19 protein-coding genes and 1 pseudogene are annotated in these 22,842 nt (G+C 30.5%); 12 read left to right on the top strand and 8 right to left on the bottom strand.

Going from position 1 to position 22,842, the window contains the following annotated elements; genetic code table 11:
- Positions 1-3: 3 nt before the first annotated feature.
- Positions 4-639 carry a DUF4335 domain-containing protein gene (locus LPC16_RS02410; RefSeq protein ID WP_229637596.1) on the bottom strand — a complete coding sequence of 212 codons (636 nt, stop codon included), beginning with the start codon at positions 637-639 and terminating at the stop codon, positions 4-6.
- The gene (locus tag LPC16_RS02405; protein ID WP_229637595.1) at positions 636-1,244 is read right to left on the bottom strand and encodes a DUF3038 domain-containing protein; all 609 of its coding nucleotides are present in this window, start codon (positions 1,242-1,244) and stop codon (positions 636-638) included. The genes LPC16_RS02410 and LPC16_RS02405 overlap by 4 nt, the downstream gene beginning before the upstream one ends.
- A 380-nt stretch (positions 1,245-1,624) precedes the next feature.
- Here LPC16_RS02405 and LPC16_RS02400 point away from each other — a divergent pair, with 380 nt between their 5' ends.
- The gene (locus LPC16_RS02400; RefSeq protein ID WP_229637594.1) at positions 1,625-2,401 is read left to right on the top strand and encodes a sirohydrochlorin chelatase; all 777 of its coding nucleotides are present in this window, start codon (positions 1,625-1,627) and stop codon (positions 2,399-2,401) included.
- On the top strand, positions 2,401-3,165 hold the full coding sequence (cobA, locus tag LPC16_RS02395) for a uroporphyrinogen-III C-methyltransferase (RefSeq protein WP_040055101.1): 765 nt from the start codon (positions 2,401-2,403) through the stop codon (positions 3,163-3,165). The genes LPC16_RS02400 and cobA overlap by 1 nt, the downstream gene beginning before the upstream one ends.
- A gap of 440 nt (positions 3,166-3,605) precedes the next feature.
- Here the strand turns inward: cobA and gyrB are convergent, their stop codons facing one another.
- Positions 3,606-5,534, bottom strand: coding sequence for a DNA topoisomerase (ATP-hydrolyzing) subunit B (gene gyrB, locus LPC16_RS02390; RefSeq protein ID WP_040055100.1), 1,929 nt, complete (start codon positions 5,532-5,534; stop codon positions 3,606-3,608).
- Positions 5,535-5,780: 246 nt separating this feature from the next.
- Complete coding sequence (locus tag LPC16_RS02385; RefSeq protein ID WP_040055099.1) at positions 5,781-7,289, bottom strand: UbiD family decarboxylase; 1,509 nt, start codon at positions 7,287-7,289, stop codon at positions 5,781-5,783.
- 463 nt (positions 7,290-7,752) lie between these two features.
- Here LPC16_RS02385 and LPC16_RS02380 point away from each other — a divergent pair, with 463 nt between their 5' ends.
- Together LPC16_RS02380 and LPC16_RS02375 are read left to right on the top strand one after the other, a co-directional pair.
- Positions 7,753-8,976 carry a bifunctional sterol desaturase/short chain dehydrogenase gene (locus LPC16_RS02380; protein WP_040055098.1) on the top strand — a complete coding sequence of 408 codons (1,224 nt, stop codon included), beginning with the start codon at positions 7,753-7,755 and terminating at the stop codon, positions 8,974-8,976.
- A 395-nt stretch (positions 8,977-9,371) separates the two neighbouring features.
- Entirely contained in the window at positions 9,372-10,616 is a 1,245-nt protein-coding gene (locus tag LPC16_RS02375) for a dihydrolipoamide acetyltransferase family protein (protein WP_229637593.1), read from the top strand.
- A gap of 122 nt (positions 10,617-10,738) precedes the next feature.
- Here the strand turns inward: LPC16_RS02375 and sbcD are convergent, their stop codons facing one another.
- The gene (gene sbcD, locus LPC16_RS02370; RefSeq protein WP_229637592.1) at positions 10,739-11,980 is read right to left on the bottom strand and encodes an exonuclease subunit SbcD; all 1,242 of its coding nucleotides are present in this window, start codon (positions 11,978-11,980) and stop codon (positions 10,739-10,741) included.
- Positions 11,981-12,229: 249 nt separating this feature from the next.
- Positions 12,230-12,991 (bottom strand): type I methionyl aminopeptidase, encoded by a 762-nt coding sequence (gene map / locus LPC16_RS02365; RefSeq protein WP_040055095.1) that lies wholly within the window; start codon positions 12,989-12,991, stop codon positions 12,230-12,232.
- A gap of 545 nt (positions 12,992-13,536) precedes the next feature.
- On the opposite strand from map, the gene LPC16_RS02360 reads away from it, so the two are divergent.
- The 3 genes from LPC16_RS02360 to frr all read left to right on the top strand — a co-directional run bounded on the left by LPC16_RS02360 (position 13,537) and on the right by frr (position 15,555).
- Entirely contained in the window at positions 13,537-13,755 is a 219-nt protein-coding gene (locus tag LPC16_RS02360; protein ID WP_229637591.1) for a DUF2839 domain-containing protein, read from the top strand.
- A gap of 542 nt (positions 13,756-14,297) precedes the next feature.
- Positions 14,298-15,020: a UMP kinase gene (gene pyrH / locus LPC16_RS02355; protein WP_040055093.1), complete on the top strand. Its 723-nt coding sequence runs from the start codon at positions 14,298-14,300 to the stop codon at positions 15,018-15,020.
- A complete protein-coding gene (gene frr / locus LPC16_RS02350; protein ID WP_407084194.1) occupies positions 15,010-15,555 on the top strand; it encodes a ribosome recycling factor in 546 nt (181 codons plus the stop codon). Before pyrH ends, frr begins: the two co-directional genes overlap by 11 nt.
- 110 nt (positions 15,556-15,665) lie before the next feature.
- On the opposite strand, the gene LPC16_RS02345 is transcribed toward frr, so the two are convergent.
- Complete coding sequence (locus LPC16_RS02345) at positions 15,666-16,472, bottom strand: glycosyltransferase family 2 protein (RefSeq protein WP_040055091.1); 807 nt, start codon at positions 16,470-16,472, stop codon at positions 15,666-15,668.
- A gap of 392 nt (positions 16,473-16,864) precedes the next feature.
- Here LPC16_RS02345 and LPC16_RS02340 point away from each other — a divergent pair, with 392 nt between their 5' ends.
- From LPC16_RS02340 to LPC16_RS02320, 5 genes and pseudogenes are all read left to right on the top strand, one after another.
- On the top strand, positions 16,865-17,680 hold the full coding sequence (locus LPC16_RS02340; RefSeq protein ID WP_229637590.1) for an EamA family transporter: 816 nt from the start codon (positions 16,865-16,867) through the stop codon (positions 17,678-17,680).
- A 350-nt stretch (positions 17,681-18,030) separates the two neighbouring features.
- Positions 18,031-18,324 (top strand): annotated as a pseudogene (locus LPC16_RS02335) (HU family DNA-binding protein); the annotation flags it as partial.
- A 228-nt stretch (positions 18,325-18,552) separates the two neighbouring features.
- Positions 18,553-18,732: a DUF8621 family protein gene (locus tag LPC16_RS02330; RefSeq protein ID WP_040055089.1), complete on the top strand. Its 180-nt coding sequence runs from the start codon at positions 18,553-18,555 to the stop codon at positions 18,730-18,732.
- A 74-nt stretch (positions 18,733-18,806) separates the two neighbouring features.
- Complete coding sequence (locus tag LPC16_RS02325; protein WP_229637589.1) at positions 18,807-19,862, top strand: DUF3326 domain-containing protein; 1,056 nt, start codon at positions 18,807-18,809, stop codon at positions 19,860-19,862.
- A 108-nt stretch (positions 19,863-19,970) separates the two neighbouring features.
- Complete coding sequence (locus LPC16_RS02320) at positions 19,971-20,426, top strand: DUF3531 family protein (protein ID WP_229637588.1); 456 nt, start codon at positions 19,971-19,973, stop codon at positions 20,424-20,426.
- A gap of 235 nt (positions 20,427-20,661) precedes the next feature.
- Here the strand turns inward: LPC16_RS02320 and glyS are convergent, their stop codons facing one another.
- Complete coding sequence (gene glyS / locus LPC16_RS02315; RefSeq protein WP_229637587.1) at positions 20,662-22,800, bottom strand: glycine--tRNA ligase subunit beta; 2,139 nt, start codon at positions 22,798-22,800, stop codon at positions 20,662-20,664.
- Between the last annotated feature and the right edge of the window lie 42 nt (positions 22,801-22,842).

Here is a 22,842-nt window from a genome sequence, read left to right as displayed (position 1 = left end):
TTTTTACTTTTGTTTATGAGTAGAGTAAAGGGAGGTTTCTACAGATACCGGAGATAAATTAGGTTTTGGTTCAACAATTTCTGGGACAGGTATAAAGGACAACAATAAGGATATAAAACTTAAGCTAGTAACTGCTATGGTGATGGGAATTGCTAATTCTGTAAAGGATTCATCAGAGTGGTGATAACGATTAGATATTGGTTTTAGTTCTAAATTAAAATTAGGCAAAGTGTGATTATCAGCAAAAAATTGATCAATTGCCTCTACTAAATCAAATAACTGAACTGTTGTTAGTACAATCATGACAACATCTTTATTTTCAACAGATGGACTCCAGGTTAAAGAATGAAGATCTCCTTCAGAAAGCTTCTCAATATTAACCATATTTTTTTCTGTTAGAGAAGGTAAAGGATGAGGAATTCCACTTAAATAAGCTTGAACATATTCGCTAGTAACCTTAACAAGATTTTCGAAAAAGATATGCCCACCTTCTAATTTTTGAGGAATACCTAGAAATTTACACTCAGCATTTACTAATGTGGATAATATTTGGTGAGTTTCATGGGAAGAGATTTTATTATTCAGGCCCTCTAATACTAAAGTGCAATTAGGCAAACTATAACACCGTCTAATATTCATATGACTTCTCCATCAAATAAGCTAACCCATAAACGTTGCATTCCAGAAGTTCCTGTGCAAAATAATAGTTTTTTAAGCAGCATTAAGGCTAATTCATTTAATTTTTGCTCTGAACCTAAATATAAAGAAACTTTGGTACGACTAGGATTCATACGACTATGAAAATGAGCACGAAATTGATCTAAGTATTCAGCTAAAAGAAAATGACAAGTTACTGGCAAATTATTTTCACTCATTTGTTGTTCGGCTAACAATAATTGTCGAATTTCTGAAGTTAAAGGTTTAACATGATGATTTGTAATTATGATTAATGCTTTTGCTTGCTCAATAGATAAAACACTACGATTATAAGCACGTCTCCAAGGATTAGTAGAACGTAAGCGCCAGAGTACAATACGATTTTTAATAATTTTTTGTAGATTGAAAAGCTTTATTGTTGTCAACATTTGTTCTGATGTCCCTAAGTCTAGCGCTTCAAGAGCAAGTAAGATGAGATCTATATGCTTTTGAATATGAGTAGAACAATGATGTCCAGAAATTATAAAATCTGGCAGGGCATCTAATATAATTGGTTTCAATTCAACAGAAGAATCTATATCAGACATTATTTTGTATAAAGACTAGAAAAAATAGAGAAGCATTCTTACCTTATCATCTAATAAAAATATTAGGGGTCAAGAAAGAGGCTTGTTTATATGATTATTAAATAATATACTTTTTCTAATTTTTAGATAAACTTTTTATCAAATAAAAATTTAATTGACTATATATTAATAGATAGTTATTTAAAAAATATTAACAAAATGTATACAAGCGTTAATAATTTTTAGAAGAATTAACAGACAAAAATCAATACTATTCTTCCTTTTTATATGATATGTGATTTTCTTTAAAAAATAGACTTTAGTTTATTATTTTAAATTAGTTTTTATTTACAACTTCTTAGATTTGCTTCATAACATAGTAAGTATATATTCCAAATATTTTGATTTCTACATCTGCCTATCTTCTCGTTGTTCATGGTAGCCATAACTTACAATATAAAACTTCTCTGAAAAGATTATCTTATCTAATATCCTGGCAACTAAATTGTCTCCATACCAAAGTTCTATATAAGACTTCAATAAGCTATTATCCCACTATCCCTCAGATAGTTATTGTTGAAACAGCAACTTTAGAATTATCACAAATTTCTCTAGCTAAAAAAATTCAGCAATTTGCTTCAAAAATAAAAAGTTACGGAATTAAGAATCTGAAAATTATTCCAATGTTTTTATTTCCTGGAATTCATGTTAAACAAGATATTCCACTAGAAGTTAGTATAGCTCAAAGAAAAATAGGTAATTTTATGAACTTAGAATTATGTTCTCACTTGGGTAACTATAAAGGCTTAGTAAATATTTTATCCGATCAGTTTTTAATATGTTCTCAAATGAATGCTAGAATTATTATTTCTCATGGTAGCAATTTTCAAGATGGTAACAATACCATCGAAGGTATTGCCAATAGATTGAATGCGACAACAGCTTATTGGGGAATAAAACCCAATTTATCTGATCAAATTAACATATTACTAAAGCAAAATAAAGTAAAAATTACCATTATTCCCTATTTTCTTTTTAGAGGAAAAATTACAAACATTATTACTCAACAAATTCAAAAGATACAAAGCGATTTGCCTGGAATTCAGATTAATTTAGGATATCCAATAGGAGAAACTTTTGAACTTGTTAAGTTAATTGTAGATGAAATAGTAAAGTAATGAAAAAAATATCAAAAATGCATATAAATAAGGTTTATTTAGTAGGTTCAGGTCCAGGTGATCCTAATTTAATGACCATCAAAGGTAAAAATTTATTAGAGCATGCTGATGTAGTAGTTTATGATGCTCTGATCAGCTCTGAAATTCTTAGTATGATAAATAATGATGCTATTAAAATTAATGTAGGAAAACGTAGAGGTAATCATTCTAAGCTACAAATAGAAACTACTAAAATTTTGATAGAACAGGCAAAAAGATATTCTGTAGTAGTAAGACTAAAAGGTGGAGACCCATTTGTCTTTGGCAGAGGAGGAGAAGAAATGGAAGATCTTATCAATTCTGGAATTTCAGTAGAAATTGTTCCTGGTATTACTTCAGGAATCGCAGCTCCTGCATATGCAGGAATTCCAATTACTCATCGAAGATATAGTTCTTCTGTAACATTTGTAACTGGGCATGAAGCAGTAGGTAAATATCGTTCCGGAGTTAATTGGTCGGCAGTTGCTAATGGTGCAGAAACTATTGTTATTTATATGGGAATCCATAACTTAGCAAATATTGTAACCCAGCTATTATTAGAAGGATTAATATCTAAAACACCAATTGCTCTAATACGTTGGGGAACTTTGTTGGAACAAGAACAATTAGTGAGTACATTAGGATTAGTGATCGAACAAGTCAAACAAAAAGGTTTTCAAGCTCCAGCAATAGCTATTGTTGGAAATGTTATTAAATTACAAAAAACATTAAATTCTTCAATATGAATAATAATATACAAGTCCGTTCCAAAAGTAACCTGTAGTAACCATCTAAGTATATGTAGACATTGTTTAGAAATGATAGATGTGTATTACGAATAAAATTAAATAAATTAGCTTATCCATTTAACAAATAGATAGTATATGTAAAATAACTAACAATAAATAACATTGGTGATTTACATAAAGTATTCAATTTTTGTACTAATGAACATTAGTAATCAATAATTTAGCTATTTAACGAATAACTTATTTCTCTTTAATTAAATATTTTTCAGTTAAAGGCTACATTTGAAACATTAACTATGGTTGTATTAAATACATATATGCCACACATTTATTAACCCTTATTATAAGGAGTTTATGATTGACTATTTGGCTTCCTATTACATAGGAAAAATACTACTCAAATAATTAATTTAGATCGTAATATTGGAATGCAATTCTTATATATCGAGATCTGTCAAATTCAATTTAGATCCATAGTTTTCAATAAACTGTCGTCTAGGTGCAACTCGATCACCCATCAAAATTGTAAAAATACGATCTGCTTCAACAACATCCTCAATTTCTACTTTTTTCATACTACGTGTCTCAGGATTCATAGTTGTATTCCATAGCTGTACAGGCATCATTTCGCCTAAACCTTTAAATCGCTGAATAGTATACTTAGCATTCGTAGGTAAGGTTGTGAGATGGTCTTGTAATTGTTGTTCATTATAACAGTAAGAATGATTACGCCCTCTTTCTATCTTATACAAAGGAGGACAAGCAATATATACATAACCTTTTTCTATTAATAATCGCTGATAACGATAGAAAAAAGTTAATAACAAAGTACGAATATGTGCTCCATCAACGTCTGCATCCGTCATAATTACAATTCTGTGGTAGCGTAATTGTGATGAATCAAATTCCTCCCCTTTAATCCCTAAGCCTAAAGCAGTGATCAAAGATTGGATTTCATTATTTTTATATATCTTTGCATCATCAGTCTTCTCAATATTAATAATTTTTCCTCTAAGAGGCAAGATTGCTTGAAAACGTCTATCCCTTCCTTGTTTAGCAGAACCTCCTGCTGAATCTCCCTCTACCAAGAAAATCTCTGCTTCTGCAGGATCTCTTGTACTACAATCTGCTAATTTCCCAGGTAAAGGAGAAGATTCCAAAACAGACTTGCGACGTACAAGATCTCTAGCTCTTCTTGCTGCTTCTGCTGCTTTAAGAGATTGAACAGCTTTCTCTATGATATTATCAGCCACATGAGGATGAAACTCTAAATATTCTCCTAAGACTTCTCCTACCAATAAATCTACAATACCTCTAACTTCTGTATTACCAAGTTTTGTTTTTGTTTGTCCCTCAAATTCTGGTTCTGGAACCTTAACAGAAACAATACCTGTTAAGCCTTCTCGAACATTTTCACCACCCAAATTAGATTCATTTTCTTTTATTTTATTTCGTTTCCTAGCAATATTATTCATTGTTCTGGTTAGAACTGTTTTAAGCCCTTCTAAGTGTGTACCACCATCAACAGTTCTGATGTTATTTGCAAAACCTAATAAACTATCACTATATGCATCTACGCACCAGAGTAACGCAGCTTCAACTTGAACACCTTTTTTCTCTCCACAGATATAGATGATGTCCTTGTGTAAGGGTTCCTTATCTCTACACATATAAGCAACATATTCCTTAATTCCTCCCTCATAAAAATAAGTTTCAATATGAGGTTCTTTTTTTCGGTAGTCAGTAAATGTAATTTTTACTTGAGAGTTAAGATATGCCAACTCTCTTAATCTTCCTGATAAAGTAATATAGTCAAAATTCATATCAGATGTAAAAATTTGTTTGTCAGGAAGGAAAGAAACTGATGTACCATTTGAATGTTCAAAATTAGGTTTTTTTTCTAGTTCACTAACAGCAGCCCCACATTCATAGCGCTGCGTATATATATTATTATCTCGCCAAACATTAATAATTAGCCATTCTGATAAAGCATTAACAACAGAAATTCCAACTCCATGAAGTCCCCCCGAAACTTTATATCCACCACCTCCAAATTTACCTCCTGCATGGAGAACTGTCATTACTGTTTCCAAGGCAGATTTACCTGTGGCAGGATGAATATCAGTTGGTATTCCTCGCCCGTTATCCGTAACAGTAACAGAACCATCAAAATTTATATCAACTTCAATATGAGTACAGTAGCCAGCTAAAGCCTCATCAATCGAATTATCTACAACTTCATAAACAAGGTGGTGAAGTCCTTTTGGTCCAGTAGTCCCAATATACATACCTGGACGCTTCCTTACTGGTTCTAATCCTTCGAGAACTTGAATTTGTTCTGCACCATAATTACTTTTTATTGTCATGAAATTTCCTTAATAATGGGTTAGATATTGAAGTATTTTGCAGCTCCTCAATAACAGTGAAATATTCAGAAATTTTAACATATAGCAATCTCAAGCTGCTTAAAAGTATAGTCAATACCTATATGTTAGTGTATTGAAGAGAAACTATATATCACTAAAAAAATATGAAATTCTAAAAATTAATTCTTAAATACTTTTAAGTAGTTTTATCGAGTTTTCTATTATTGTTCTGATAAAAATTTACCGTTACAGAATATCGTAACCAAACAAATTAGCATTTACTTCTTTTAGAGCGATATCAGCCAGTCCATATTCTGACCAACGTTGATTGACAAGATTAGCAGTATTAGTATCGGATTCTAAAGGTTCTCCCCATTCATGATTAGTTTCGGGATAAATTTTGGTAGTAGCATCGATTCCCATTCTTCCACCTAGTCCAATCTTTTCACTAGCAAAATCTAATGTATCAAAAGGAGTATCTGCTAAGATGAAAACATCTCTTGATGGATCAGTCTTAGAACTAATAGCCCACATTACTTGTCGTGGATCACGAATATTTATACTATCATCGACCACAACTACAAATTTAGTATAAGTAAACTGAGGCAAGGCACTCCAGAAAGCCAGAGCAGCACGGCGAGCATGGCCGGGATAAGCTTTTTTGATAGAAATAATAGCGACCTTGTAACTTAAAGCTTCCATAGGAAGGAAGAAATCTTTAATTTCCGTAATTTGTTGTCTTAGAATAGGTGTATAAATTCTATTCAAAGCTATAGCTATCATAGCTTCTTCTTTAGGAGGACGGCCACTAAAAGTCGTCAAATAGATTGGCTTTTTACGATGTGTCATACAGTGAAAATGTATTAAGGGGGAATCTTCTTCTCCTCCGTAATAGCCCATATGATCTCCAAAAGGACCATCAACCATTACTTCACCAGGGTTGATTGTGCCTTCTAGAATAAATTCAGCTTCAGCTGGAACTTCTAAATTTAAAGTTTTACATTTTGTAAGAGAAACTCCTGAACCTCCATATAATCCAGCAAATAACCATTCTGAAAGATCTACTGGAATTGGAGTCGCAGCTGCCATAATAATCAAAGGATCAACCCCTAAGGCTATAGCAATTTCTAATTTTTTTCCTGCTTCTTTTGCTTTCCTAAGATGTCTAGCTCCTCCTCTCACTGATAACCAATGTACTGTCATTGTATTTTTCGATTGTAACTGCAAACGATAAACACCGACATTGGAAGTACCAGTTTCACAGTCTTTTGTTATAACTAGTCCTAAAGTAATTATTTTTCCTGCATCTTTTGGGTAGGGACGTATCAGAGGAAGAATTGAAAGGTCAACCTTTTCATCTGTAAGAACAAATTGCTGGCAGGGAGGAAAAAAACTATTACTAGATTTTGCTTTAATAACATCAAAAAGTACTTTTCCAAAGTCGATTGCCTGAGAAATATTTTTCGGCGGTTTAGGTTGCTGTAACATTGCCAACTTCTTTCCTAGAATTTCTAATTCCTCAGGCTTTTCTACTTTTAATGCCCAACATACACGTTCTACAGTTCCTAATAAATTAACAACCAAGGGAAAATTAGATTCCTTAACATTCTCAAAGAATAAGGCTGGCCCTCCTACTTGTAAAAGTCTATTAGAAATTTCTGCAATTTCTAAGTTAGGGTCTACTAGGCTTTTAATACGTTTTAGTTGTCCTCTTTGTTCAACTTCTTTTATAAATTCTCTTAAATTCCTGCTCATATTAAAAATTGATTAATCCAAAAAAATAGCACTAAGTAAAAGTATAAAGTAAACAGCTAAAAACTAAGATAAATCATTTGATAATTTTTTAGAATGGACAGTTAGCCTTTGAACTAATTGACAAACTATGGAAGAAGAGAGAAATTTAGATATTTTAGAAAAGTAAAAGTAATTATTTCTCTAAACATATCAATTCAATACTGTGAAAATAAAAAACAATATACTAATAGAATATTAAATTAATGATAATAATTTAATGTTCCTTAAAATTAGAACTGCTGCTATATTCTATAGTTAGATAACTATCTAAAGTATTCTATAGATTTACTTATAATTCTAAAAGAACTAATAAAAAAATATTTCTGTAACGTATATAAAGAAATAACTATTCTTTTTTGATAACTTTGACAATACTTTGTACTATCTATTTATAATACAAAATAAATACTTATATGACTACGTAATGATTGATATCATATTTATTATTACACTTTGTTTAGGATCAATTATTTGGGTAGAAATCGTTCGAGATCTCTACCATATTCTTGCTCATAATTGGCAAACATTATATCGTTTCCATAATTGGCATCATCGAGTATTTGATTCAAATTTTAATTCTGTTAACAAAGAAATTTATCGTAAAGCTCACTGGTATAATGATGTACCAGAATCTTTGGTTATGATAGTTTTTGGGACCATTCCTGTAACAATATTATGGTTCCTTAATATTTCCTATTGGTGGTTTGCAGAATTAGGATCCTTTTATTCTTTATTCTTTCTGCTAGGAGCAGTTGCTCGCGGGTTAGGAATTTCCAATATTGATAAATTAACTGATTTCACTCATAATCCAGGAGAATTCTCTTCTTTGCCCTCTCAATGGTTTGTAAACCGTCCTTATCATTGGAGACATCACTTTGACAATCAGAAAGCTTATTACAGTGGTACGCTAACTTTAATTGACAAGATCATGGGAACAGCTTTGTCTCTAAAAGGCAAAACCATTGGAGTAACTGGTTCATCAGGGACTCTAGGTATTGCAATACTTAAAATATTACACCTTAATCAGGCTAAAATAGTTGCTTTTAGTTCTCAGGATAAGTCTATTGTCTTAGATATTAATGGTAACAGTTTACCTGTTAAAACATTAGTTTGGGAAACTGGACAAGAATATAAATTAATAGATGAATTATCTAAAATTGATATATTAATAATTAATCACGGAATAAATGTCAATAACAAAAAAAATATAGAATCGATCAGACAATCTTATGAAATTAATACGTTTTCAGGTTGTCGCTTAATGGACTTATTTATTAAAACCATCAAAACTAATCGTGACAAAGCCTGTAAAGAAATTTGGGTTAATACATCAGAATCAGAGGTAATTCCTGCATTTAGTCCACTATATGAACTGAGCAAAAGAGCTTTGGGAAATTTAGTTACACTTCGTCGTTTAGATGCTCCTTGCATTGTTAGAAAATTGATATTAGGTCCTTTTAAAAGTAAGCTCAATCCCATCGGCATTCTTTCAGCAGATTGGGTAGCAAAAAAAATCATTAGGGATGCTAAGAAAGATTACCGAAATATTATTGTTACGATAAATCCTGCCACTTATTTAGTATTTCCTTTAAAAGAACTTTTCCAAAGCTTTTATTTTAAAATTTTTACAAGTAAAAGTTTTAATTAAATAGTATATGAATCATCTTGTTTGAATCACTATTCTCACTTAAAATTTATAAATTGATTAGCTAAAATTTTATATAGAATTTTAGATGAACTAGAGTTGTTTTTAATATAAAAGCAACTCTAATTCATCTAGAAAAATATAATGATTTTAATTTTATTGCATCATTTTAGGAATGTAAAAAAATCAATAAATTGATATATCTTTCGGAGTCATTTAATGAAAAATTAACTAAATTAAAAATTTTCTAACTTTTTATTCTTGACTTATTTAATGCTCAAATTGTTTTTTTTCCGTTACAATAATATATGTTATCAAACTTCAAGATCCATTTAATGTTCTTATTTTGATTATTTATTTACTAATAGTTTAGTACCATAAAATAAAAATAATACTTTATGATTTATGACATTTTTATGCCAGCTTTAAGTTCCACTATGACTGAAGGGAAGATTATTTCATGGGAAAAATCTCCTGGAGATAAAGTCACGAAGGGAGAAACTGTTCTAATTGTAGAATCAGATAAAGCAGATATGGATGTGGAATCTTTCTATGATGGTTATCTTGCGACTATTTTAGTAAAGGCTGGAGAGGAAGCTCCTGTAGGAGAGGTACTTGCTTTAATAGCAGAAACTGCAGAAGAGGTTAGCGATACTCAGAACAAAGTTCTACCTATTTCTGAAAAATCTAAGAAACTTACTCCTTCTCTAAAAAAGGAAGAAGAAAAAATAGAAGAAAACTTTACTAAAAATTATCAAAGTGAATTTAATACTATTGATGTTTCTATTTCTAGTATAAAAAAGCCTGAAGGTCGCATTATAGCATCTCCAAGAGCCAAAAAAATAGCGAAGGAATTAGGTATAGATCTGAGCAAAATTAAAGGTAGTGGACCTTATGGAAGGATTGTAACAGAGGATGTTCAAAACAAAATAGAAGATAAATTAATAACTGATCCTAAAACTAATATATCTCAAGGAATTACTCCATTTAGCACTATACAGAAAGCAATAGTGAAAAATATGTCAGCTACTCTACAAGTTCCAGTATTTAGAGTAAGTTATGATATCAATACGGAGAAATTAGATGAACTATATAAGAATATCAAATCTAAAGGCGTTACGATGACTGTTATGTTGGCAAAAGCTATTGCTTTAACATTACGAAACCATTTGTTAGTAAATTCTAAATATGGTAACTCAGGTATTCAATATTGTGAATCTATTAATATTGCAATAGCTGTAGCGATGCCTGATGGCGGTCTAATTACTCCAGTTTTAAATAATGTAGATAAAACAGATATTTACTCTCTCTCTCGTATCTGGAAAGATTTATTGTATAGAGCACGTAAGAAAGAATTAAAATCAAACGAATATAGTAATGGAACATTTACTTTGTCAAATTTAGGTATGTTTGGAGTAGATACATTTGATGCAATTTTACCTCCAGAACAAGGCTCTATCTTAGCGATTGGAGCTTCTAAGCCTCATGTAGTAGCAATCTCAGATAAATTATTTGGAATTCAGAATAAGATGACAGTCAATATAACATGTGACCATCGTATAATTTATGGTTCTCATGCAGCTGCTTTTTTACAGGATCTCGCAAAAGTAATAGAAACTGATATTCAATCTTTGACTATGTAATTAAAAATTAGCAATATTAATTTTTATAAAGGTAATTGAGAATATCTCACATCATATTTCAACTAAACAACCATGAAATTAAGATTAATATTATTAATTTCGTAAGAAGATCTATGCTTAGATTAGTCTGTTTCTATTATTTCGTTTTTTTCTTTCAATAACTGATGAGCTGCTTCTAGCAGCTCATCAGTTATATCTTTGATATCGTTTTTATCTTTAAGATAGGTTTTTAGAGCTTCAATCGGATCCAAACTTTTCCCAAACCCTAATTCTGGCAAACGTATTCTAGATATCTCACTAAGTATTTCAGGGCAAATTGTATAACTATGAGAGTGCTTTAATATTTCATGAATAGAAGAAATATCAATTAATTCTAATTGTTCAGAACGAACTTGATAGTTTAATCTAACAATAGCTTCTTTAATTGGTTTTTTTCTAATAGTATCAATTAAAGTTTTTTGTGGATTTGTACTCTGAGAAACATTAGCTTTTATTGTAATAAAGGGACGTGCAGGTAAAGGAAAAAAATTCCAACTTGTTTGTCCCTTTTTAATTATTAATAAAACATATCCCTTTTGCTCTTTTTCCTCACTAAAATCTACTCTTTCAATACTGCCTGGATAAATAATAGGAGGATTATTTTTAGGGTTAAGATTTTGATGTTTATGAACATGACCTAATGCTACATAGTTAAATTCAGAACGCATTAATAAAGAAATAGGAATAGTAAATCCACGTCCTACCGCCAAAAATTTTTCAGTCCCAAATCTTGCTCGATCAACCATCAAATGTGCTAGTAAAATTGTTGGATCATTAGAATTTAATTTTCTAATTTCTGATTCCAGAGCTGGTTCTAATGTTTCAATTAATAGATTATCAATTTGTTCTAGAGACAGACCTTCAGTTTTAGATTTTGTTAGAAGAGAAGATCTAGTTAACCAAGGTAAGGTAATAACTTGTACATAACCATTTTTTGTTAGTATTTTATGAGTTTTTAGAGTATCTGCAACTATAAAATTAGGTACTTTTAAAGTTCTATAAATAGATAAGCTCACCCCCCCATTTATGTGAGAATGTTGATCATGGTTTCCTACTAGTAAAACGGTAGGAATGTTTAGATTAGACAAACGTCGGAACTGAGTAGCAAAAGCTTCTTGAATATATGGAGGTGGTGTTGAATTTGGAAAAGCATCACCTCCAAAAAGAACAATATCAACTTCTTCCTCAATTGCACTATCAATACATAAACTTAAACATTTCACAAAGTCTTCCAGACGGGTATTAAAGCCAGTCTTCGGATTTGTTCTTCCATGAGAAAGTCCACTACCGAGATGAATATCAGAAAAATGAAGAACTTTTATCATATAAGAATAATATACATAGTTTATTTTATAATTAACAAATTAATTTTTATTATGTTTAGCAAAAACCCTTAATGTTATTTTTTAATCATTGTTTTCATTAAAAAATAACATTTACATTTGAAATCCTATATTTTGTTGTGTCTAATTTAGACTATCTTTAATATAAGAATTGGTTTTTCAAACTTTTGATTTAAGTTTTAAAACATTGAGATCTCTACTAGATAAAATATAAATTTTCTTTCGAATAATTTAATCTAGAATAGTTAAGATTTCTACTCCTGTCTCTGTTACGGCAATAGTATGCTCAAACTGAGCTGATAACTTTCCATCCTTAGTGACTGCTGTCCAACCATCTTTTAATATAACTGCTTCCCACGTTCCTTCATTAATCATCGGTTCAATAGTGAATACCATCCCAGAACGTAGTCTTTTGCCTTTACCTTTTATTCCATAGTGAGGAATTTGGGGAGCTGTATGAAAAATATTACTAATACCATGACCAACAAAATCTCTTACAACCGAAAAACCATGTGGTTCTGCACACTCTTGAATTGCAGCTCCAATATCTCCAATTTTTGAACCAGGTTTTACAGTTTGAATAGCATTTATTAAAGATGTTTCTGCTGTTTCTACTAATTTTTTTGCTATTTGTGAAGATTTTCCCACGAAAAATGTTTTTGATGTATCACCATGATAGCCGTCTAAAATCGGCGTAACATCAACATTAATGATATCTCCCTCTTTTAAAATTTGTTGTGCATTAGGAATACCATGACAAATAACATGATTGACACTAGTACAAATTGATTTTGGAAAACCATGATATCCGAGAGGTGCACTTATTGCTCTATGGGATTGAGTCCATCTCTCTGCCTCATTATTAATCTCTAAAGTACTTATACCAGGCTTAATCATAGGTTCTAAGTGATCTAATAATTTAGCTGCTAGACGTCCAGCCCGACGCATTTTATCAATTTCTCGTTTTGATAATAGAGTAATAGTCTCTCCCATATTTTTAATTTGAAAATTAATTATAATTATTTGAGTCTTATAATACCAAGTTTCTGCAACAAATAAGTTTTAAATTACAAGATAAAAAATAATTTATCAAATAAGTTAAAAGAGATAGTTGTAAAAATTTATTATATTAATAGTAAAATTTCGATGAATGACAATATTATTCACAATTTATATATATCAAAATTTTACTATTGATATATATTTTCTAAATTTCTATACTTTGTATCTTAAATACGAAATGTAAATAACTCTCATTACTCAATATTAAAATATTACAAAGTAACTATAAGATTTTTTATTAAAGCTAGTAAACAGATAGTAATTAAAAATATATCAATACTGAATTTATAACAAAAAATGATATTTTCTAAATCTAGAGGCTATGACATACTTAGTATGTTGCTTATCGATACTTAGTTGTTATATTACTAGTTTAAACTAATAATATTTCTTAAAAACTCTATATTAAATTATACAGACTTTTCAACAAAGTATATATTTATACTAGATAGTCATAGTATTATTTTAAGTTAAATATGAGTGAATCAAAGCGTCGTATAAAAAAAATGAATAATTTCGGGAAGAATGAAGAAAGGATTTTTCCTCAGTTTCCTGTTTCTAAAAATCAGGCTAATTTACTGCACAAATGGACAACAAATGCAGCTTGGATAGGTATTGGAATTACTATATTTATATGGTTTGGGGTTCATTTTATTGGACCTACTTTTGGATGGTGGACTATTAAAATAAATTAAGGATATTAACTAATTTAGTTATATTTTGTGTACAAGGTATAACTAAATTAGTTAATAATATCTTTATGCTTTGTATTCTTTATGGTTATACTAAATGTCTATATTTTAACTATTGTTTAACTTATGAATAATAGGTAAGAAAATCGACTTCTATCCATTAGTTTATATATAAAAATAACTATATCTAAATATTTACAGAAAATACATTGATACAATAATCTTTGTATCAATGTATTTTCTTTTTCACGTAACATTAAGGTATTGCTATTAGTTTTTATAGTGAACAGTCGTTACTAGTAAATAATATTGATTATGTTATGACTCTTTGAGAGAAAAGCTCAATAGTTAATATTATGTTTTCATTTAGGATGAATTTTTTTTCTCAAGACTTAGTACCTAAAACAGTTATAAACATTAAAAACATCGACCCAGGCCTACTTAAATAAGGAAAATAATATTAATTTGTTTGACAAAAGGGACAAGATACCTGATGCTTATTATCCAGACATTATAGGCTTAATAAAACAAGTTATAGCAAAGGGATGACTTACCAGCGCGTATTACTTAAACTCAGCGGTGAAGCCCTGATGGGAAATCTGGGCTATGGCATTGACCCTAAAGTCGTCGCCGATATTGCTCAAGAAATTAAAGATGTTATCAGCCACGACATTCAGTTAGCGATTGTTGTAGGTGGAGGTAACATTTTTCGTGGGGTTAAAGCTGCTTCAGCAGGAATGGATCGAGCAACTGCAGATTATGTAGGAATGATCGCTACAGTTATGAATGCAATGACATTACAGGATGCTCTCGAGCAAATGGGTGTTCCAACGAGAGTGTTAACGGCAATTGCTATGCAAGAAGTGGCTGAACCATATATTCGTCGCCGTGCAATTCGGCATCTAGAAAAGGGGCGAGTTGTTGTCTTTGGGGCCGGTTCAGGTAATCCTTTTTTTACTACTGATACAACTGCCGCTTTAAGAGCAGCAGAAATTGATGCAGAAGTAGTATTCAAAGCTACTAAAGTTGATGGAGTGTATGATTCTGATCCTCAACTTAATCCTAACGCTCGTCGCTATATAAGCCTCAATTATAATCATGTATTAACTCATGATTTACGAGTGATGGATAGTACTGCCATATCACTTTGTAAAGAGAATAATATACCAATAATTGTTTTTAATCTTTCTATTTCAGGAAATATTGTTCGGGCAATTAAAGGTGAAACTGTTGGAACCGTTGTGGGAGGCTTCTGTGATGTTAAATGATCTTAAAGCTAGTATGAAAAAGACTGTTGAATCTACTCAAAAGTCCTTTAATACCTTACGAACAGGACGTGCTAATGCAGCGATACTTGATAGAGTAACGGTTGATTATTATGGAACGGAAGCTCAATTAAAATCTCTTGCAAATATTAATACTCCTGACTCAACTACTCTTATGATTCAACCTTTTGACAGAGGGAGTATAGGACAAATTGAAAAAGCTATCAACATGTCTGATGTGGGATTAACACCGAATAATGATGGCCAAGTTATACGTCTTAATATTCCCCCTCTAACAAAAGAAAGAAGAAAGGACTTGACGAAAATAGCTAATAAAATGGCAGAAGAAGGGAAAGTCGCTGTCAGGAACATTCGTCGAGATGCTAATGAAGCTGTACGTAAGCAAGTAAAAGATGGATATATTTCTGAGGATGAATCCCGTGACTTACAAGAAAATATCCAAAAAATTACTGATGAATTTACTAAAAAAATTGATGAATTATTAACCGTCAAAAATAAAGATATTATGACAGTTTAGAGAATCCATCAATTAAAAAGTTTGAAGGTATGTGATAAACATACCTTCAAACTTAAATTATATTCAATGTATATTAAAACCTCATAAGCATACTAGTATTTTTTGTATATTTAGTGAAACAACCAAAACCATACAATATATGCTAAAGCTTTGACACCATCTTTCCAGTTAATTTTTTTTCCTTCTTCATAAGTTCTTCCATAGTAAGAAATACCAGTCTCGTATATGCGCCATTTACGGGCTTTGGTAACTTTAACTGTAAACTCTACTTCAAAACCGAAGTCATTACAAATAAGTTCCATTCCATTTATAACTTTACGATGAAACATTTTATAACAAACTTCAATATCAGTAAGAGTAGTATTACATAATAAATTAATTAAATTAGAAATTACCTTATTCCCTAAAAGATGGTGAAAATATAATACTCGATGAGGTTCTCCATAAAATCTACTTCCATAAACTATATCTGCATGATTTCCCTCAATCAGTTTCCACATTCGCTTCCAATCTTGTGGATCATATTCTAAATCGGCATCTTGTATGACAAGAACTTCTCCAGTGGAATTTTCAAATCCTGTTCTTAATGCAGCTCCTTTACCTTGATTAAGATGATGAAAAATTATATTAACTGTTATAGAAGCCGTTTCTACTTTTGCTTCTGTAGATGGTTCCTGTAAATTATTTTCAATTCTATCTACAGCTACAAGAGAACCATTGTTTAATGTTGCTTTGACAGAATTTTTATTAGCAGATCCAAAGGTTTTTAATAACCATTCTCGAGTACCATCAGTAGATCCATCGTCTACTAGGATGATTTCTTTATCTACTTCTGGGAGAGCCATAGCTATTTTTGTTAGAATAATAGCTATAGTATGGATTTCATTGTAAACGGGGATAATAATAGACAGCTTCATATGACACTTTTAAGATAGCTGAAATTACAAAAGAACATAATCTTAGCTTTTTATATAAAATATTTTTGTTTTAATATGAGAATTTTTTCATTCATGGTGAAGACTTATTGAAGTTAATTTAGTTCCTCTGTTTGAATTTTGAACTTTACAAAATATCCTATAGAACGTCTAAATGTAACCATTTAAATATATAAATAGCTGTTAGTTCTAATTCATTTTTCTATCTCAATATCTCTATTTGTAAAAAAAATTAAGCTTTGATCTTTCCGTCTCTAATATCAAGATAATAATTTTGATGAGAAAGTTTAATAAAAAATTAATATGAACTTAATAGAGAATCAGACGAGAATTAGACAAAGCAGTTAAAAATTAGTGATCAATCATTAGACACTGTGAAAATCTTTTTATTATTAGCATCTTTATCAATTACTCAAGTATTAGGCGATATTTTCTTAAGTCGAGGCATGAAAGACTTCGTTGGCTTTGATTCTTCTAATCCAACAATTATTCTATATTTAATTACTTATGTCTTAACCAATTATTGGATTTTATCAGGTTTAGGAATATTGATAATTTCTTTAAGTCTTTACTTGACAGCAATATCAAAATTAGATCTCAGTTATGTTCTACCTATTCATGCCTCTAGTTATGTTCTAAATGGTATTTTTGCTTGGGCCTTCTTGGGAGAAGATGTTACAAGTATGAGATGGTTAAGTACTTTTGTCATTTCTTGTGGTGCACTATGTGTAGGACTAAGTGATAGTAAAACGGCTAATTCAGTTCAACACAATAATCTTAAATCCAGAAATTTACCCTTATTTTTTCTACCATTTAGTTTGACCATATCAAAAACTTGGTTAGCAATCATGATTAGTTCTGTATCTGATGCTAGTGGAGATTTGTTACTAGCAGTTGGTATGAAAAAAATAGGAGAAATAGAGAAAGTAACTTTATCAGAAGTTAAAAAAATGATTATTAAAATAATAACAAGTCCTTTAATTATTAGTGGTATCGCATGTCAAGGCATTGCATTTTTTAGTTTTATTTCTGTTCTAAGTTGGACAGACATTAGTTTTGCTCGTCCAGCAACTGCACTAACTTATATCATAAGTATGCTAGGAGCTAAACTGATATTAAAAGAAGATATTCAGAGACAAAAACTATGGGGAATAATCTTAATAGGATTAGGAGTTTTTATACACCGTTAACTTAAACCTGAAGAAAATATTTAAAATATATCTCTAAATATAAGTTTAAGTATTAATATTGTTTAAATTTTTCTTCTGCTAAGAATATATTTACTGCTTAGATTGATTATGTTTTAGATTTTAGTTAAGTAATTAGGGATTCTATAAAGACATCTTATTAGGAAACTGTAACTAAAAAAACATATTGAAAAAATAATATTTTTTTTAATAAAGCAATTTCTTTAAGTTACTAAATTAGACAAAAAATAGTAGAGAAAAAAGATTATTATATGGAAAAATAATAGTTCTTATTTCTTATTTGATGATCTAAAAATTATTTTCCGCTATAATCAGCCTCAGTCACAGTTTTCTATCAACTAACAATGAATAAAGAAGACCTCGTTAACACTATTGCTGCAAAGACTCGTCTTACTAAGAAAGAAACGAGTCAAATCCTGGATGCACTAACGAATACAATTATGGAAACAGTTGCTTCTGGGAACAAGGTAGTTTTGGTAGGATTTGGAACATTTGAGCCAAGAGACAGAAAGGAGCGAAAAGGTATGAATCCTCAAACAGGACAACCAATTACCATTCCTGCAACTACAGTTCCAGCATTTTCTGCTGGAAAGGTTTTTAAAGAAAAAGTTGTAGAATCTATGTAGCTCAATGTCTTACACAGACTTTGTATAATATTTCATTACAAAGCTGTTTTAAGATTAAATACCTATATCTATTGGTATAGGTATTTGATTGAATCTAGACTAAGATTAAATACAAAAATCTAATCTAAAATATGATCTGACGCTTAATCACTTAGCTAGAGCTAATGGTAAAATGTCTAATCTATAAACAACATAGTATATTTTTATACAAAGCACATATATAAATTAATGGTAACTGACTTTATTGAGATAACAATTAAAATACCAAAAAACATAAAGACCTTCCAAAAAAATATAGAAATAGAATTATTAAAATATGGAAAACCTTTACGTTGGGCAATTACAAAAGTAAATATTCAAAAGAAAACTGCTCAACTAGAAGCTGTTATTATTAAAGACTGTTTGTAGTTACATATGAAATTGTTCTAAATTTTGTAATTTAATTATACTCAAAATATTAATTATTATCTTATAACAAATTTGTGATTAGTCGTCCTTATAGTGCTGTTTTAATTGTTCCTACAGGTATTGGAGCATCTATTGGTGGTTATGCTGGAGATGCCTTGCCTTTAGCTAGGGCTATGGCAAAAGTATGTGATTATTTAATTACTCACCCCAATGTTTTAAACGGAGCACAATTATACTGGCCTTCTAGCAATATTCTTTATGTTGAAGGCTATGGTTTAGATAATTTTGCTTGTGGTAATTGGGGATTGAATCCAGTACTTTCAAATAAAGTCGGATTAATTCTTGATCAAGGAATTGAATCAGAACTAATGTCTAGACATATACAAGCTGCGAATGCAGCAAGGGGGACTCTTGGATTAAGATTAACTGACTATATGATTACAGATGCTCCACTGGGTGTAGAAACCCGCATCGCTAACTCAGGAACAAGCTGGGGGACAATTAATAATCCAGGTAGTTTACTAAGAGCTGCTGAAAAATTGATTGATAAGAATGGGGCTGAAGCGATCGCTATAGTATCTCGTTTTCCTGACACAATAGATGAAACATTAATTAGTAATTATCGTTCCGGCAATGGTGTTGATCCTATAGCAGGCGCTGAATCAATCATTTCACACTTAATAGTTAGTCAATTTTGTATACCAGCTGCTCATGCTCCTGCTTTACATCCTTTGCCATTAGATGATACTGTTTCTCCTCGTTCAGCAGCAGAAGAATTAGGCTATACGTTTTTATCTTCTGTCTTAGTTGGATTAAGTCGTGCTCCACAATTTATTACTAAACAACGTTTTCATAGTATTTGGGCTGATGATATCGATGCTTTAGTAGTACCAGCAACTGCTTGTGGGGGCTCATCTATTTTTAGTTTTAGTCAAAGAGATTCACTTATAATAGCAGTGACAGAAAATAAGACAACTATTGATGTTCCATCTGAATCATTAGGTCTAAAAACTATTACAGTAAGTTCATATTTAGAAGCACTAGGTGTTTTGATAGCTCATAAAACTGGTATCGATATAAACACTCTTAGTCCTAATTTGTCTCCTTTATCTTTACTGACTGAAAACTAATTAATTTTTGTCACAGTTTATATATCTGCTAATTCAATTTTTAAAATTTTATAGAAATTAGTCAAAATTTTTTACAACATGATCTTTTAGTTAACTTTTTATTATTTTATGGAAATCAGATTTCGAGAATTTAATCCTTTTGACCTATGGATATGGTTAGAATTTGAAACAGTTCCGTCTTCTTCAGAGAAAAAATATATCGAAGAAGTGTTTAATTCTTGGTTCTATTTAGGTAAATTAGGTGCATTTAACGCCGAAAATTTACAAGTACAAGACGCTGGAGTTGACATTAGTTATATCAATTATAATATAGATATTCTTGATAACAGCATGATGGCTCTCATGCACAATATGGGAGATTTTGAATATCAAAATTTATGGGGACGTTGTTGGCTTGATTTAGGTACTAGTGATTTGTTTGCATTAGACATTTTGATAAATTCTTTAAATCAATTAGATAAAGAATTAGTTAAAATTAAACAGTTGATTATTGGAGGAGAAAATGAAGATTGGTGTATTGTAGAACAGGAAGAATCTATATTTTTTGATGAAGATTTAGCCTAGAATATTAAAAGTTATTATTAGAATAATTTAATTGGGATACCTTTATTCTATAGTTTCTATTTCCATATATAAAATACTGAACTAAATACTAATTTTAGACAAGAGTTTAATAAAAAGGTAAGAACCATAACATTATCAAGAATCATAGATTCTTAATAATGTTATGGTTCTTCTATTGTTTAGGAGATATCGCTATATATAACTAGCATATATATACTTATAATTTTGAATTATGTTAACTTTTAACAATTGCACCAAAGTCAGCCAATATTCTTCCATAATTACGTAGAATTCCTAATAAGTTTAAACGATTTTGTTTAATTTTTTGATTTTCATCCATCACCAAAACACTATTTTCCCCGTCAAAAAATTCATCCACTATCGGAGTAATTTTGATTAAACCTTCAATTAATAGCTCATAATCCTTCTTGGCTTTAATAGTATTTACTGTAGATACTAAGTCTACTAAACCATCATATAATTCTTGTTCAGATGATTTTTTAAATAAGTCATTATTAATTATTGTATAAGGACTAAGCTCTGTATATTCAAGACTACCTTGTTTTGCCAAACGAGTTGAGCGATTAATGGTCTGATATACTTTTTTTAGGGTTCCATTGTCACGTATATTTTGTAAAAATTGAGCACGTCTTTTTAAATCTGTAACATCTTGAAAAGCACGTTCAATATATTCAGAATCCATATCACCCAGTACTGCTTTTACTAAATCATAATCAATTTTTAGCTCATCTTGTAGTAGAGATTGAATGCGTTGAACAAAAAAATGTTTTAATGATTTTAGAGGAGATTCTTTGTCAGAATTATTTAGAATAAATGAATCGCACCCTTTAAATATTAGATCAGATAAATCTATAGATCTTTGAGATTCCCATATTATAGAAATAATAGCATTTGCTGCTCTTCTTAAACCGAAAGGATCAGATGATCCTGTTGGAATCATTCCTAATCCGAAAATTCCAATTAAGGTATCCAAACGATCAGCAATTCCAACAACAATACCTGTTAAAGATTTTGGCATTTGATCATTATGCCCACGTGGTAAGTAATGATCAAAGATTCCCTGGGCAACAATTTCTGACTCTCCATTGACTAAAGCATACTTTTGACCCATAATTCCTTGTAGTTCTGGAAATTCGTATACCATTTGGGTTACAAGATCAGCTTTACACAAAAGGGATGTTCTTATAACCTCTTTTATCTGTTGTGGCGTAAATTGCAATTGCTCAGATATTTGTTCAGCAATACTTATGATCCGATCCACTTTATCTCTTATACTTCCTAATTCTTTCTGAAAAATAACATTCTGTAATTGAGGAAGATAGCTATGTAAAGGCTGATTACAATCAGATACATAAAAGAATTGAGCATCTGATAGCCTGGCTTTTAATACTTTTTCATTTCCTCGGATAATTGTTGTACTTTTGTTAGGGTCACCATTAGAGATACTAATAAATTGCGGTAAAAGCTGATTATTAGATATTTGCTTAATTGGAAAATACCTTTGGTGCTTAATCATTACAGTTGTTATGACTTCATCAGGGAGTCCTAAAAATTCTTGGTCAAAATATCCTATAATTGCTGTAGGATATTCCACTAAATTTACAACTTCTGTTAATAATTCTTGAGAATTATCGATAGCTCCTTTTAAATTTTTAGCTATTGTTTTAATATTATTTTCAATAGTGTTATGACGTTTAATAGGATCTACTTCAACATAAGCAGATCTTAATATATCTAGATAAGAAGCAGCATGTGGAATATTGATAGGACCAGGTTTTAAAATTCTATGTCCATATGAAAAAGAATTACTATCGATTATAGTATCTCCATTTTCAATTTTTATAGGTAATACTTTAGAATCACATAGAGATACTATCCATCGAATTGGACGAGAAAATTTAAAATTACCATTTCCCCATCTCATAAACCGTTTGCCTTCTAAAGTACTAATCCAACTATGAATTAATTTTGGTAAAATCTCAATTGTTTCAATACCTTGAATCTTTTTATCAATAAATACACAGTCCCCTTTTTTAGTAGGACGAATTTCTAAGCTATTAATTTCAACATTTTGTTTTCGTGCAAATCCTTCTAAGGCTGCAGTTGGTTTTCCTTCTTTAAATGCTGCTTTAACATTAGGACCTTTTATTAGTTCGTTGCGTTCTTTCTGTTTTTCTAATAGTCCAGGAATAATAACAGCTAGCCGTCTTGGTGTTCCATAGACAGAAATAGATTCTGAAGTCAAAAAATTTTTTTCTAAGCTAGTAGGAATTATTTGTTTCCATTGATCAATAGCACGGCTAATAAAACTTGTAGGTAATTCTTCTGTACCAATTTCTAATAAAAAGATCATACTAATGTAATAAAAACATATCTCAAATAATGTATGATCTTA

The sequence above is a fragment of the cyanobacterium endosymbiont of Braarudosphaera bigelowii genome (assembly GCF_020885515.1).
Lineage (GTDB): Bacteria > Cyanobacteriota > Cyanobacteriia > Cyanobacteriales > Microcystaceae > Atelocyanobacterium > Atelocyanobacterium thalassa_A.
This window is presented reverse-complemented; position numbering and strand designations above follow the sequence as displayed.